Origin of the sequence: Nitrospirillum amazonense, assembly GCF_007828045.1 — a bacterium.
Classification (GTDB): Bacteria; Pseudomonadota; Alphaproteobacteria; order Azospirillales; family Azospirillaceae; genus Nitrospirillum; species Nitrospirillum amazonense_C.
This window is the reverse complement of the sequence record NZ_VITN01000002.1, coordinates 146,541-160,100: the sequence shown is the minus strand read 5'-3', so window position 1 is coordinate 160,100 and position 13,560 is coordinate 146,541. Positions and strand designations below refer to the sequence as shown.

Sequence of the window (13,560 nt, the reverse complement as noted above, 5' to 3'; positions counted from 1 at the left end):
TTTCCAGTGAGATCAAGGCGATGCCCCCAAAGACATTCCGCTCAACATTTGTCCTTCCTGGCATGGAGATCACCGACGTCGCTGATGACGGCACGGTGATCCGGCTCAGCATCCGTTCGTCCAGCGCTGTCAGCCGTTGCCCTGGGTGTGGCTTGCCGTCCCGCCGGGTTCATAGTCGCTATCGACGCCGATTGATGGATCTCCCCGCCGCCGGCCGTACGGTGCAGTTGATACTGCTCGCCCGCCGGTTCTTCTGTGACGCGGTTCTATGCGGCCGTCGCGTCTTCACCGAACGGTTCGATCCGACCGTCCTTGCGCCCAGGGCGCGCCGGACGGCGAGGCTGGACAAGATCGTTCATCATCTGGGCTTGGCCCTGGGCGGCCGACCGGCGGCGGCGATGGCGCAACGGCTGATGATGCCGGTGAGCAACGACACGTTGCTACGCGTGGTTCGCCGCCAAGGCAGTCCGAAGTTCGTGCCGCCGACCGTTATCGGGATCGATGACTGGGCTTGGCGGCGCAATCAGCGCTACGGAACCCTGATCTGTGACCTGGAGCGCCGCCGGACCATCGCGCTGTTGCCGGATCGCGAACCCGCGACCGTCCAGGCCTGGCTTGAAGGCCAACCCCAGGTCAGCATCGTCGCGCGGGATCGCGGCGGCGGCTATGCGATGGCAACCGCCAAGGCCTTGCCGGACGCGACCCAGGTGGCCGACCGCTGGCACTTGATGGAGAACGCCAGCCGCGCCTTTCTGGATGCTGTGCGCAAGTCGATGAAACAGATCCGCGCTGCGGTGGGCGCCACCACCATCGATCCCGCCCTGCTGACGGCGGCGGAGAGGCTGCAGTACGACGGATACATCCGCCGTAAGGAAACCAATGCCGCCATTCAGCGAATGTCCAAGGAAGGCATGCCAATCCGCGAGATCGTCCGCCGGACAGGCCACAGTCGCGGCTTGGTACGGAAAATCCTGCGCGGCCAGCGATCAGACATTTTCCGTACCCGGGAAAGCTCCCTTGAGGTCCATCTCCCTTGGCTGGATCAGCAATGGGCGGCAGGACAGCGCAACGGCGCCGACCTCTGGCGCCGGTTGCGGCAGCATGGATACCGGGGTTCTCTGCGCGTGGTCGCCGAATGGGCGACCCGACGCCGCCGGGCTGATCGGATGGGGGCGGAGGCCTTGAGCCGCACGCCATCGGCGCGAACCGTCGCCCGGCTCATGACCCTGGGGCGGGAAGCCCTGACCAAGGCCGAAACCGTCCTCGTCGCCGCGATTGAAGGAAGTATCCCCACCTTGGTCGATACCAGGAACGTTGTCGCCGACTTCCAGGGCATGATCCGGCGCAAGTCACTCGGCGACCTCGATCCCTGGTTGGAGCGAGCCAAAGGCGGCTTGGTCGCGTCCTTCGCCAACGGCATCAACAAGGACCGCGCAGCCGTTGCCGCCGCCATCACGTCGCCTTGGTCCAATGGGCAAACCGAAGGCCAGATCACCAAGCTCAAGCTCGTCAAACGCCAGATGTATGGACGCGGGAAGCTCGATCTACTCCAGGCCCGCGTCATCGGCACCGGATGAGCGCCCCATCACCAAGTTTGCGTCAGAGCCCTTATTCCATGCCGATTCACACCCTGGGTCGTTCACCGCGGGCTATCGCGGCCGACTTGAATAGGGACGGCGTTCCCGGCCCGCTTGGTCGCGATTGGAGCGACACGACGATCCGGGGGCACACGTCCCGTGGGACCGGCATCATCAACAATGAACTCTATACCGGCGTCATGGTTTGGAATCGCTTGCGGTTCATCAAGGATCCCAGCTCTGGAAAACGGGTGTCGCGCCTAAATCCGGAAGAGAAATGGATCAGGACCGATGTGCCGGACTTGCGCATCGTTGACGACGTACTGTGGCAGGCGGTGCGGGCCCGGCAAACGGAGCTGGCCAAGCAATTCGAGGCGACGACGATCGGTGTCCGTGAAGCGCGCGCGAAACGGATGAATGGACTGCGCCGCCCCGCTTTTCTGCCTTCCGGTTTGCTCACCTGCGGCTGCGGCGGCGGCAAGTACGCCATCATTGCCCGGGACCGCTATGGCTGCCTCCACCACTATCGCAAAGGGAAATGCGACAATGGCCGCACGATCAGGCGGGAGGTCATCGAGCATCGCGTTCTGGTCGGGCTGACCGGGAAGCTGGTTTCGCCGCAGGCGATCGGCGTTGCCATCCAGGCTTACGCCGACGAGACCAATCAGCAGAACCAGGAGCGGCGCCAAGTCGCTCAGGTCGATCGCCGTGCCCTGGAAAAGGTAGAGCGCGGGATCAAGGGTATTATGGTGGCTATAGAGGATGGCATGTACCTGCCAACGATGAGGACGCGCCTTGCTGAGCTTGAAGCGCAGAAGGCTGAAATCGTGGGGCGCCTCGCTGTGGTAACGGCCGAAACACCGGATGTTCCCTTCAACGTCATTGAATTCTATAAGGCTAAGGTGGCTCGTCTGGCTGTGACGTTGTCGGAGCCAGCGGCGAATGATGAAGCGCGAGAAGACATCCGCTCCCTTGTGGGAGAGGTGGTTTTGACGCCGGGTAATAGGCGAAGGGGCATCGAAGGCGTTTTACGCGGTGACCTTATGGGCATTTTAGGTGTCGCCACAGGCCAACGGGGGTCCCTTTGGCGACGAGGTATAACGAACGCGGTTGCGGGCCCGGGATTTGAGCCTGCGAATGGATGAGGTAAATCAGAGGGTGGGATTCAGCCGGAATAGAACCCTGCAACAAAAATTTTATGTTGGTATTGCTATTGGTATCCTAGTGCCGGAGATAGCCTATAGAATGATTTCATAACAGTATCTTAGGATGTGGATTGGGATTCCGCCCCTGGGCACCATTTTTCTCCAAAAAATCAGCGAATTGCGTTTGCAGCGGCCGGCGTGTCAAACCACCTTGGCCATCGCCTACCGCAGCACGGCGCTTGCATCCACCAGGCGCACATCGTGCATCTGGTTCAGGTAGGCCTCGTAATAGCCTTTGTGGGAATCACCGACGATCGCCAGCAGGCGTGTGCCCGGATGCTGGCCCAGCACGTCGCGGATGTTCGCGACCATGCGCAGATTGCGCGTTTCCCAATAACCGACATAGCCTCTGCCGAACGCCTGGGGCGACGGCTCCATGAGGGCGGCGCCGAAGTCGGATTGGTAGGTCACCAGCGGGGCCGTCGGCGCGTTGTACGCCCGGTACATCCTCAGCAGGCCATCGGGTTTGGGCAGGTCGGCTTCCAGCCGCTGGTCTTCCGCCTTGCGGGCCTTGGAGGCGGGGTTGTCCCAGGCCTTGGTGATCGCGGCCGCGTAGGCGTCGCGATCGACCGGGTCGGGCGTGTCGGCGGTGTGGTCGTCAACGCTCCACACCCGTTCCAGGCCCAGCCGTGCCGCCAGCGGGGCGGCGACCAGATAGGTCTCGTTGCGACGGCTCTTCAGCGTGTCCAGCTTCGCGGCCAGTTCGCCGGTTAGGCCGTCCCCCTCCCGCCGTTCACCGGGCTCAAGGCGCAGCCATTGCACCAGGGCAGAGGCCGGCTCCCCCGCCGCCAGGAAGACGGCCGCCAGGCGACGGCGATCGGCGGGGGTGGGCATGGCCGGCCAAGCCGCCAGCAGGCGTTCGGCTTCGGCGGTCGCCGCGGGCACGTCAAGCCCCGTGGCCTGCGCGGCGGCGGTGGGGTCTGGACAATAATCCTGCACGGTCGACGCGTAACGGGCCGGATAGCGGCGCAGGCTGTCGCATTGAAGGCCCGAGAGGCTTTCGGTGGCGATGGCGGTGGGATGCCAGGCCGCGAGGCGGGTGAGCAACGGCTCCAGCATGTCAGGCCGAGGGTCGTCCTTGAACCCCGAGAGATGTGGTGTTCCCAGGACCAGCACCTCGTTGGCCTTGCCCGGCGGCGGCCCCTTCAATTGATCGGGCTGGAAGGCCGGATGGTAATCGGATGCATCGGCCTCGGCCGGAAGAACGCCGGCGGCGGCCAAGGCACCGAGAACCAGGACAAGGCCGATGGACGGACGGCGGATGCGTTTCATGAAGCCCCCAAGCGGAATGTGACGCGCCGCCATGATCATCCGCATCCCTGCCACCCTGGGAAAGGACCGCTTGGCCACAGGCTGGCAGGTCCGGCCGTGATCCGCCGCCCTATCGCCGCCGTACCTTACGGTGCCGGGGACAACAGGGGCCCGGGGTACACCTGGGAAGGGGTTGGAGATGTGGAGACGGATTTGCGCCATGCTGCTGTGCGCGCCCCTTTTCACCGGGTGCGCCAATATGACCCCGGTGGATTTCGCGAACGGCACGCCGCCCCTGGTCCTTGAGGACTATTTCACCGGCCATGCCAGGGCTTGGGGATTGTTCGAGGACCGCTTCGGCAAGGTGCGCCGCCAATTCACCGTCGATATCGATGGCACCCGCCAGGATGACGGCGCCCTGATCCTGCACGAACGCTTCCTGTACAACGACGGTGAGCGGGAGGAGCGGACGTGGACGGTGCGGCGGGTGGCGCCGGACCGCTATGAGGGGACGGCCGGCGGCGTCGTGGGCCTGGCGCGTGGCGTGGCATCGGGCAACGCCTTCAACTGGGCCTACCGTCTTGACCTCAAGGTCGGCGACGGCGCCATGCGCGTCGCCTTCGATGACTGGATGTTCCTGCAGCCTGGTGGCGTCCTGCTGAACCGGGCCCACGTCACCAGATGGGGCGTCGAAATCGGGTCGGTCAGCATTTTCTTCCAGAAGGAATAAAGGGGAAGGGTCCCGGCCTGGCCTTGGCTTCAGGCGGCGCGCAGCTTGGCGAAGAAGTCGGCCACGGCCTCCTGCAGGCGGGCCGATTCCTGGGCCAGGCTCTGCGAGGCGCCCAGCACCTGGACCGAGGCGGCGGCGGTTTCTTCCGAGGCCTCGGCCACGGCGCCGATGTTGTTGGAGACCAGCACCGTGCCCTTGGAGGCCTCGCTCACGTTGCGGGTGATTTCCCGCGTGGCCGCGCCCTGCTCCTCCACCGCGGCGGCGATGACGGAGGTGCCGGCGCCGATGCCGCGGATGGTGGACTGGATCTGGCGGATGGCGCTGACGGCGTCCGTCGTCTCCTGCTGGATGGCGGCGACCTGGGCGCCGATGTCCTCGGTCGCCTTGGCCGTCTGGTTGGCCAGGGCCTTCACTTCGGTGGCGACGACGGCGAAGCCCTTGCCGGCCTCACCCGCCCGCGCCGCCTCGATGGTGGCGTTCAGCGCCAGCAGGTTGGTCTGGCTGGCGATCTCGCGGATCAGGCTGATCACCGCCTCGATGCGCTGGGCCCCTTCGGCCAGGCCGTTGACGGTGGCGTCGGTCTCTTCGGCCTGGCGCACGGCCTCGTCGGCCACAGTGGCGGATTGCAGGGCTTGGCGGCTGATCTCCCCGATGGAGGCGGTCAGTTCCTCGGTCGCGGCGGCCACGGTCTGCACGTTGGTGGACGCTTCCTCCGCGCCCGTGGCCACGGCCTGCACCTGGCGGCGGTTGCCGTCCACGATCTGGGTCAGGCGGGCGGCCGTCTGGCCCAGTTCCTCCGACGCGTGGGCGACGAAGTTCACCAATTCGGTCGAGACCTTGTCGAACTCCTCGATATGCTGCTCGCGCAGGCGCACGCGGGCCTCACGGCGCAGCTGCTCCTGCCGGGCCTGCTCCGCCAGTTCATCGGCGCGGATCATGCTGTCGCGGAAGATGGCGACGGCGGCGGCCATGCGGCCGATCTCGTCCACACGGTCGGCGCCAGGGATCCGGACCGACAGGTCATGGTCGGCCAAGCGGCCCATGGCGCCCGTCATGTCGTCCAGCGGCTTGGACACCAGGCGGATCAGCGTGAAGCCGGCCAGGCCACCCAGGGCCAGCGACAGGATCAGCGCGCCGATGACCACTGCCCTGGCGGTCTGGTAGCTGTCGCGGCTGGCCTTGGCGGCCTCGTCCGCGCCCTTCATGTTAATGTCGGCGTCGGCCTTCAACGCTTGGCGCAACTTGGTGAAGGTATCGATCATCTCCCCCCGGAAGGAGGCGACGGCCTCGTCCAACGTGCCGTCATGGGCGGTGACCAGCAGCTTCTCATGCATGCCCCGATAGGTCGTCCATATGCGCAGGATGTCGTCCGCCGCCGCGCGTTCCTCGCCGGCGCTGATCATTGGCTGGTAAGCCGTCCAGGACTTGTCAAAGTCCGCCAGGGTGGCGGCGAAGCGCTTTTCCACCTCTGCCCGCATGGCCGGTTCCTTGACCAGCAGATAGGATCCTTCCAGCGAGCGGAAGCGCTCCGTCGCCTGGACGATCTGTCCGACCGCACGGGTTGAGGGCAACCAGTTGTCGCGGATGTCCATCGCGGAGGCGTTCATGCGCGCAGCCTGCATCATGGCGACCACGCCCAAAATCAGGGTGATGCCCAGGACGGCGCTGAACGCCAGGATCACCTTGTGACGGATGGACAGGTTTTTCATGGCCTTCGAGGCTCCTCACCCTAGCCGGAGCCCCCATGCAGGCGGCTCCCCCCCAAATCGGGGCGCCATCGCCGTCGTCGGGCTCTAGGCCAAAATGGGCCCTGAAGACTTAACGAGGGACGGCGCCATGAAGCCGAATACTCCGTTAAGCATATTAAGGAACGGTAAAGTGCGGAACTATGCTGTGGGTTAGGGCCCTAAGTTCTTCTCAACTCCCGCCGCCGTCGCAGGGCGAGGGCGTGGCGCCCGGCGGCGCCTGGTCCAGACGCGACAGGCTGTCCGCCACGGCGGCCGCCAGTTGCGCCGCGCCGGTGGACAGGGCGGTGGCGGCCGCGTCGGGCGTGGCGGCGGCCACGGGCAGGCTGAAGCCGGCGCGGCAGGTGGATGCCGCCCCCTGCGGCAGGCGCCGCATGGTCCAACTGCCGTCCACCACGGCGGTGCCGCCAGGGGTGGCGTCGAACCGCTCGATGCGCAGCGCCAGGCGGTACTGCGGCGGGCCATTGGGGGCGGGGGCCACGGGCGCCTGGTAGATGTCGGTGGCGCGCAGCCGTTGCCACAGGGCGTTGGCCAGCGCCAGCCGCATCTCATCCGCCACCGGGGCGGCCCAGCGGTCGTCGTCGCGCACGTCCAGCCGGCCGCCGGCGTCGGTCAGCACCAGCTGGGTGCGGTTCAGCCGCTCCGGCACGGTGACGGGCAGGACCTCCACCAGCACGCGCGCACTGCCGGTCGCGGGGACATCGGCCGGCTGCGGGGCCAGCGCGTGGTAGCGGATGGGGGTGGAACCGCCGCAACCGGCCAGCAGGACCAGGCCCGTCAGGCCGGCGAGGGCGGAAAGGGAACGGGGGAACAGGGTGGGGCTCGTGCTCATTCGTCCTTGTCCTTCCGGCCGCGCACCAGGGATTCCGGGTGGCGTTCCAGGCTGTCGCTCAACGCTTTCAGGGACCGGGTGGCGTCCATGACGCCCTTCAGCGCCTGGCGGGTGTCCTGCTGCAGGGGGGCGTCCGGGGCGACGCTGGCCTGGGTGGCGGCCAGGGTCTGTTCCATCTGCTTCAGGCTGTCGCGGATTTCCGGCAGCACGTCGTGGTCGGCATGCTGCACCAGCTCGTCGATATGGCGGGTGGCGCCGTCCACGCTGGCCAGCGCCTTGCGCGCGTTCTCGCCGATGGCGTCGAAGGGGATTTTGTCCAGCTTGGCCACGATCTCCTGCACCTTCTGGTACAGCTCCTCCAGATCACCCGGCACGGTGGGCAGTTCCACGGGATCGGTGTTGGGGTTGAACTGCACCGGCGGCGCCTTGGGCATGAAGTCCACCGCCACGTACAGCTGCCCGGTCAGGAAGCTGCCGGTGCGCAGCTGGGCGCGCAGGCCCCGGTCCACCAGTTCCGCCAGGCGCTGCATCCGGGCGGCGCGCTCGCTTTCCGGCGGCAGCGTCTGCTCGAACGACGCCAGGCGGTCGGGGAAGATGTTGACCATGACGCGGGAGGTGAAGTCCTGGGTGGCCGGGTCGTAATCGATGCCCAGCCCCGTGACGTTGCCGATCTCCACCCCGCGGAAATCCACCGGCGCGCCCACGGTCAGCCCGCGGATGGACTGGTGGAAGCGCATCACCATGGCGACGTGGTAGCCTTCCGGCGCCTTCATCGCGTCGACATGGTTGGCGGCCAGCCAGAACTGGCTGCCGGCGGCCGCCGGTGTCATGGGCGTGTCCGGCGGATCCTCGAAGGCGATGCCGCCCATCAGGATGGTGGCCAGCGCCTCGGTATCCACCTTCAGGCCTGAGCCGTCGATGCGCACGTCCACGCCGCTGGCGTGCCAGAACTTGCTGTCCTTGGTAATGAAATGGTCGTAGGGCGACTTGATGAAGACATGCAGGGTGATATGGCGCCCATCCTCATCCAGGGTGTAGCGCTCTACATGGCCCACGGGGATGCGCTTGTAGTAGACCGGCGATCCCGCCGCCAGCGAGCCGATGTCATCGGTGTGCAGGACATAGCGCTGCCCCGGCACGTCGGAGGCCACCACCGGCGGATCCTCCAGCCCGGTGAAGTCCTTGCGCTGGTTGTCCGACTTGCCGGCGTCGACGCCGATATAGGACCCGGACAGCAGGGTGTTCAGGCCCGAGACGCCCGTCTCGGCGAACCGCGGGCGCACCACCCAGAAACGGCTGTCGTCCACGGCGAAGCCCTTGGCGTCCTTGGTCAGCTCCACCGTCACCAGCACGCGGGCGTGGTCGTCGGTCAGCGTGACGCCCTTCACCTCGCCGATGTCCACGTCCTTGAACTTCACCTTGGTCTTGCCCGGCTCGATGCCGTCCGCGGTCAGGAAGCTGATGGTGATGCTGGGGCCTTTCATCCAGACCGTCTTCACCACCAGGGTCAGGCCCACGATGGCGGCGATGGCCGGGATCAGCCATACCAACGACGGGATCCAGCGGCGGCCCGAGTCCACCACCGGTTCCGGCAGGTCGTCCTGGTGGGGGGAGGGGGGCGTGGTTTCAGCCATGGCGGGTTCCGAAGGCTAGTCGTTTCTTGGACGGGCGCCCCCTGCGCGGGCGGTGGGCGCGATCCCAGATCATGCGGGGGTCGAAACTGTGGGCGGCCAGCATGGTCAGCACCACCACGGCACCGAAGGCGGCCGCACCCGGGCCGGCCTGGATGACGGCCAGCCCCTGAAAGTGCACCAGGCCCACCATCAGGGCCACGACGAACACGTCCAGCATGGACCAGCGGCCGACGAATTCAATGATGCGGTAAAGGCGGGCGCGCTGGTCGGCGCGGGCCCGCGCGCCGCGCTTGATGGACACGGCCAGGGTGCTGAGCGTCGCCAGCTTCAGCAGCGGCACCAGAATGCTGACGGTGAAGATCAGCACCGCCAGTTCGGGCGAGCCGGTGTTCCAGAAATAAAGGATGCCGGACAGGATCGTGTCGCTTTGGGTGCTGAGCAGGGTGGAGGTTTGCATCACCGGAAAGGCGTTGGCCGGGATGTACAGGATGGCGGCCGCGATCAGCAGCGCCCAGGTGCGTGACAGGCTGTCCACCTTGCGCGGGTGCAGCCGCCCGGCGCACCGGGGGCAGCGGGCGCGGCCCTTCCCGTGCCCATCCCTGGCCGTGTCGCGGCATACCAGATGGCAGTGCGGACAGGCGACCAAGCCCGCCTGCGCCGCCGTGGTCACGCGGGATTCCGAAGAAGGGGTGGTCGGGGCCGCGCTCATGGGTGTGCCGATTGTCTGGGCGGGAAGCGCCGCCTCGGCCGCACGATGACGCTTTCGCCCGCGCGCCACAGGCTGCGCAGGTCCAGCGACAGGATGACGGCCAGCAGGATGGTCAGCAGGCCGAAGGCCCACAGCGCGATGCCCGGCACCACCTCGGCCATGTTGGACAGCTTCACCAGGGCCACGACGATGCCCAGCATGAATACCTCGATCATGCCCCAGGGCCGCAGAGCCTGCAGGAAACGCAGGACGGGGGCGAAGGCCAGGGCCGGCCGTCCCCGCCGGATCATGAGCAGCAGGGCGAACAGGGCGCCCAGATCCACCAGGGGGAACAGCTGGGTGGTGGCGAAGACCAGGACGGCCACGATCTCCCGCCCCTCCCGCCACAGGGCCAGCACGCTGCCGACCAGGGTGGTGCTGTTGCTGCGCCCCTGGATCTCAAGATCGACGATGGGGAAGCTGTTGGCGATCAGGTAGATCAGGATGGCGGTGGTCACCAGCGCCAGCTGGTGGTCCAGTTCCAGGTAGGAGCGGCGGTAGAGCACGGCCCCGCAGCGCACGCATCGGGCCTTGGTGCCGGGCGCCAGCTCGCGCCGTTCGTGCAGGGCGTCGCATTCAGGACAGGCGACCAGGGAGTCGGTCACAGAGGATGCCAGTTCGTCGTCATGGTTCGGCCCCGGTGCATGGCCGTTGCCGCGTTAGCCCTCATGGTGAGCGGCTTGCCGCCGCCACGATAGCCCAGCTTCTTGAATAGCACCATCGGGTGGGCGGGTGTGAACCCGATGCTGATCGGGGGAGGCCGGTCGACGTAGCAGTCCTGCAACGGATAGGCCCCGCGCCACTGCCGCGTGGGGCGGGCGGGCGCGCTGATAATTCCCTGCCCAGACGGTGCGGCTTCGTGCACACTAGCCGGCCTGCCCATTCGGTGGGCACTGTGGTGCGTCCCGGGCCGTGTGTGAAGGGCCGGGTGCCAAAAGAATACGGGTGTGAAAGAAAGGGACGGCTTTGGCCTCTGGTAAGACCTTCCTGGCGGTGGCCCTCGCCACCAGTTGTGCCCTGTCCGCGCTGATGGCGCCTGTTCTCGTTCCCGCCTTGGCGCATGCCGCGGACCAACCCAAGGCCGCCGCCTCCGCCAAGGCGGGCAAGGCTGATTTCGCCGCCCTCAAGGCGGTGGCCAGCGTCGAGGGCATTACGGAATACCGCTTGGCCAACGGCCTGCGCGTGCTGCTGTTCCCCAGCGAGGCCAAGTCCACCATCACCGTCAACGTCGTCTACCGCGTCGGCTCGCGCATGGAAGGGTATGGCGAGACGGGCATGGCCCACTTGCTGGAACACATGATGTTCAAGGGCACGCCCGATCACCACGACACCCCCCAGGAAACGCAGAAACGCGGTTTCCAGAACAACGCCACCACGGCCGAGGACCGCACCAACTACTACGAGACCTTCGACGCGCGACAGGACTATCTGGACTGGGCCTTGGGCCTGGAGGCGGACCGCATGGTCCATTCCTTCGTCGCCCGCAAGGACCTTGACAGCGAGATGACGGTGGTGCGCAACGAGATGGAGATGCGGGAGAACAATCCCGTCGGCATCCTGATGGAGCGCATGCACTCCACCGCCTACCTCTGGCACCACTACGGCCATTCCACCATCGGCGCGCGCTCGGATGTGGAGAACGTGGACATCGGCCACCTGCAGGCCTTCTATCACCGCTATTATCGGCCGGATAACGCCACCCTGGTCATCGCCGGCAAGTTCGACCCGGCCAAGGCCCTGGCCAGCGTGCAGGCGGCCTTCGGCGGGCTGAAAGACCCGGCCGAGGCGCTGCCGCCGGAATACACGGTGGAACCGGCGCAGGACGGCGAGCGGTCCGCCACCCTGCGCCGCGTGGGCGACACGGGTTACGAGGGGCTGGCCTATCACATCCCGGCCGCCACCCATCCCGACAGCGCCGCGCTGTCCATCCTGTCCTTCATCCTGGGCAGCACGCCCTCAGGACGCCTGCACAAGGCGCTGGTGGAGCAGAAGCTGGCCACCGGCGTGTCGGCCTCGGCGGAAAAGCGCGTGGACCCTGGCCTGGCCATAGCCCTGGCTGAGGTGCCCAAGGGCGGCGACGCCGCCAAGGTGCTGTCGGTCATGACGGGCGTGGTGGAGGGCGTGCATGACCATCCGATCACAGATGAGGAGGTCGACCGCGCCAAGACCCGCATGCTGAAGAATTACGACCAGTTGATGGACAGCCCCGGCGGCGTGGCGCTCAGCCTGACCGACCCCATCGCCCAGGGGGACTGGCGCCTGCTGTTCGTGGGGCGCGACCGCATCGCCGCCGTGACCACGGCCGACGTGCAGCGCGTGGCGGAGACTTATTTCCGCCAGGCCAACCGCACGGAAGGTCATTTCATTCCGACCACGGCGCCAGAGCGGGTGGACATCCCGGCCGCGCCCACCGCCGCGTCCCTGGTGGAGGGCTATAAGGGGCGGGAGGCGGCGGTCGCCGACACCGTGTTCGACAGCAGTCCGGCCAATATCGATGCCCACACCCAGCGCCTGGATTTGGCGGACGGTGGCAAGCTGGCCTTGCTGGCCAAGCCGTCCCGGGGCCAGGCGGTTAACCTGCTGATCCGCCTGCGCTATGGCGATGATGCCGGCCTGACGGGCAAGGACGCGGCCTGCGAAGCGGTGGCCAGCATGTTGCTGAAGGGCACGGCCAAGCACAGCCGCCAGCAGATCGCCGATCTGCTGGACAAGATGAAGGCCAATTTGGCCATCTCGTCCGGCACGCAGCAGACCAGCATCGCCGTGCGCACCGACCGCGCGCATGTGGCCGAGGTGCTGGCGCTGGTGACCGAGATCCTGCGGGAGCCTGCCTTCCCTGCCGATGAACTGGAACAGTGGCGCGCCGCCACCATTTCCGACCTGGAATCGTCCCGCACCGATCCCCAGTCCCTGGCCAGCAACGCCTTCGACCGGGCCTTCGACACGACGCAGCCCGACCATCCCGGCCATATCGACACGGTTGACGAGTGGATCGCCAAGATCAAGGCGCTGAAGCTGGAGGAGGTGAAGGCCTTCTACCACGCTTTTTACGGCGCTCACGGGGCCCAGGTGTCCGTGGTCGGCGACTTCGACGCCGCCGCCATGCCGCAGCTGGTGCAGACGGCCCTGGGCGGATTCGTGGCGCCGCAGCCTTACACCCGCATTCCCGAGATCCCCGCCCAGGTGGCCGGCCTGGACCAGGTGATCCAGACGCCGGACAAGTCCAACGCCATCCTGCTGGCCGGCCTGCCCCTGTCCATGACCGAGGATGACCCCGACTATCCCGCCCTGCTGATGGCCAATCGCATCCTGGGCGGCAGCACCCTGCATTCCCGCCTGGGCGATCGCGTCCGCCAGAAGGAAGGCCTGTCCTATGGCGCCGGCTCCGCCCTGTCGGTCGGGGCCATCGACCACGTGGGACGGCTGACCTTACAGGCCATCGCCGCCCCCCAGAACGTGGCCAAGGTGAAGACGGCGTTTGGTGAAGAATTGGCGCGCCTGGTGCGCGACGGTGTCACCGACCAGGAACTGGCGGAGGCCAAAAGCGGTTTCCTGGATCAGTTCCGCATGGGCCGGACAGAGGATGCGCGCCTGGCCAGCCTGCTGGCCACCAACCTTTACCTGGGTCGCACCATGGCCTGGTCGGCGGAAATGGAAGCCAAGGTGGCGGCGGTGACGCCGGCACAGGTGGCGTCGGCCCTGCGCGCCCGCATCGATCCGGACAAGCTGTCCTATTTCCGCGCCGGGGACTTCGCCAAGGCGACGAACTGAAGCCTCTGCTTTCGGGCGTATCCTGGCCGGGTGGTGCCACCCATCATGGAATACCTCCTCTAGCCAG

At 66.8% G+C, this 13,560-nt stretch carries 9 protein-coding genes and 1 pseudogene; 4 read left to right on the top strand and 6 right to left on the bottom strand.

Features of this window, described 5'->3' with window-relative positions; genetic code table 11:
• Positions 1 to 20 precede the first annotated feature (20 nt).
• Positions 21 to 1,577, top strand: a complete 1,557-nt coding sequence (locus tag FBZ89_RS03185) for an ISL3 family transposase (protein WP_145748597.1) — start codon at positions 21 to 23, stop codon at positions 1,575 to 1,577.
• A gap of 38 nt (positions 1,578 to 1,615) precedes the next feature.
• Positions 1,616 to 2,722, top strand: coding sequence for a recombinase family protein (locus FBZ89_RS03180; RefSeq protein ID WP_186457169.1), 1,107 nt, complete (start codon positions 1,616 to 1,618; stop codon positions 2,720 to 2,722).
• A 222-nt stretch (positions 2,723 to 2,944) separates the two neighbouring features.
• On the opposite strand, the gene FBZ89_RS03175 is transcribed toward FBZ89_RS03180, so the two are convergent.
• The gene (locus tag FBZ89_RS03175) at positions 2,945 to 4,054 is read right to left on the bottom strand and encodes a DUF5694 domain-containing protein (RefSeq protein ID WP_145748595.1); all 1,110 of its coding nucleotides are present in this window, start codon (positions 4,052 to 4,054) and stop codon (positions 2,945 to 2,947) included.
• A 178-nt stretch (positions 4,055 to 4,232) separates the two neighbouring features.
• Here FBZ89_RS03175 and FBZ89_RS03170 point away from each other — a divergent pair, with 178 nt between their 5' ends.
• Positions 4,233 to 4,763: a DUF3833 domain-containing protein gene (locus FBZ89_RS03170; protein ID WP_145748594.1), complete on the top strand. Its 531-nt coding sequence runs from the start codon at positions 4,233 to 4,235 to the stop codon at positions 4,761 to 4,763.
• Positions 4,764 to 4,792: 29 nt separating this feature from the next.
• Here FBZ89_RS03170 and FBZ89_RS03165 read toward each other — a convergent pair.
• From FBZ89_RS03165 to FBZ89_RS03145, 5 genes and pseudogenes are all read right to left on the bottom strand, one after another.
• Positions 4,793 to 6,460: pseudogene (locus tag FBZ89_RS03165) on the bottom strand (methyl-accepting chemotaxis protein); the annotation flags it as partial.
• Positions 6,461 to 6,680: 220 nt separating this feature from the next.
• Complete coding sequence (locus tag FBZ89_RS03160; RefSeq protein ID WP_145748592.1) at positions 6,681 to 7,340, bottom strand: PqiC family protein; 660 nt, start codon at positions 7,338 to 7,340, stop codon at positions 6,681 to 6,683.
• Positions 7,337 to 8,974, bottom strand: a complete 1,638-nt coding sequence (locus FBZ89_RS03155) for a PqiB family protein (protein WP_145748591.1) — start codon at positions 8,972 to 8,974, stop codon at positions 7,337 to 7,339. Before FBZ89_RS03155 ends, FBZ89_RS03160 begins: the two co-directional genes overlap by 4 nt.
• On the bottom strand, positions 8,967 to 9,683 hold the full coding sequence (locus FBZ89_RS03150) for a paraquat-inducible protein A (protein ID WP_145748590.1): 717 nt from the start codon (positions 9,681 to 9,683) through the stop codon (positions 8,967 to 8,969). The genes FBZ89_RS03155 and FBZ89_RS03150 overlap by 8 nt, the downstream gene beginning before the upstream one ends.
• Positions 9,680 to 10,327 carry a paraquat-inducible protein A gene (locus FBZ89_RS03145; protein WP_145748589.1) on the bottom strand — a complete coding sequence of 216 codons (648 nt, stop codon included), beginning with the start codon at positions 10,325 to 10,327 and terminating at the stop codon, positions 9,680 to 9,682. The genes FBZ89_RS03150 and FBZ89_RS03145 overlap by 4 nt, the downstream gene beginning before the upstream one ends.
• 361 nt (positions 10,328 to 10,688) lie before the next feature.
• On the opposite strand from FBZ89_RS03145, the gene FBZ89_RS03140 reads away from it, so the two are divergent.
• Positions 10,689 to 13,493: a M16 family metallopeptidase gene (locus tag FBZ89_RS03140; RefSeq protein ID WP_145748588.1), complete on the top strand. Its 2,805-nt coding sequence runs from the start codon at positions 10,689 to 10,691 to the stop codon at positions 13,491 to 13,493.
• Positions 13,494 to 13,560 lie beyond the last annotated feature (67 nt).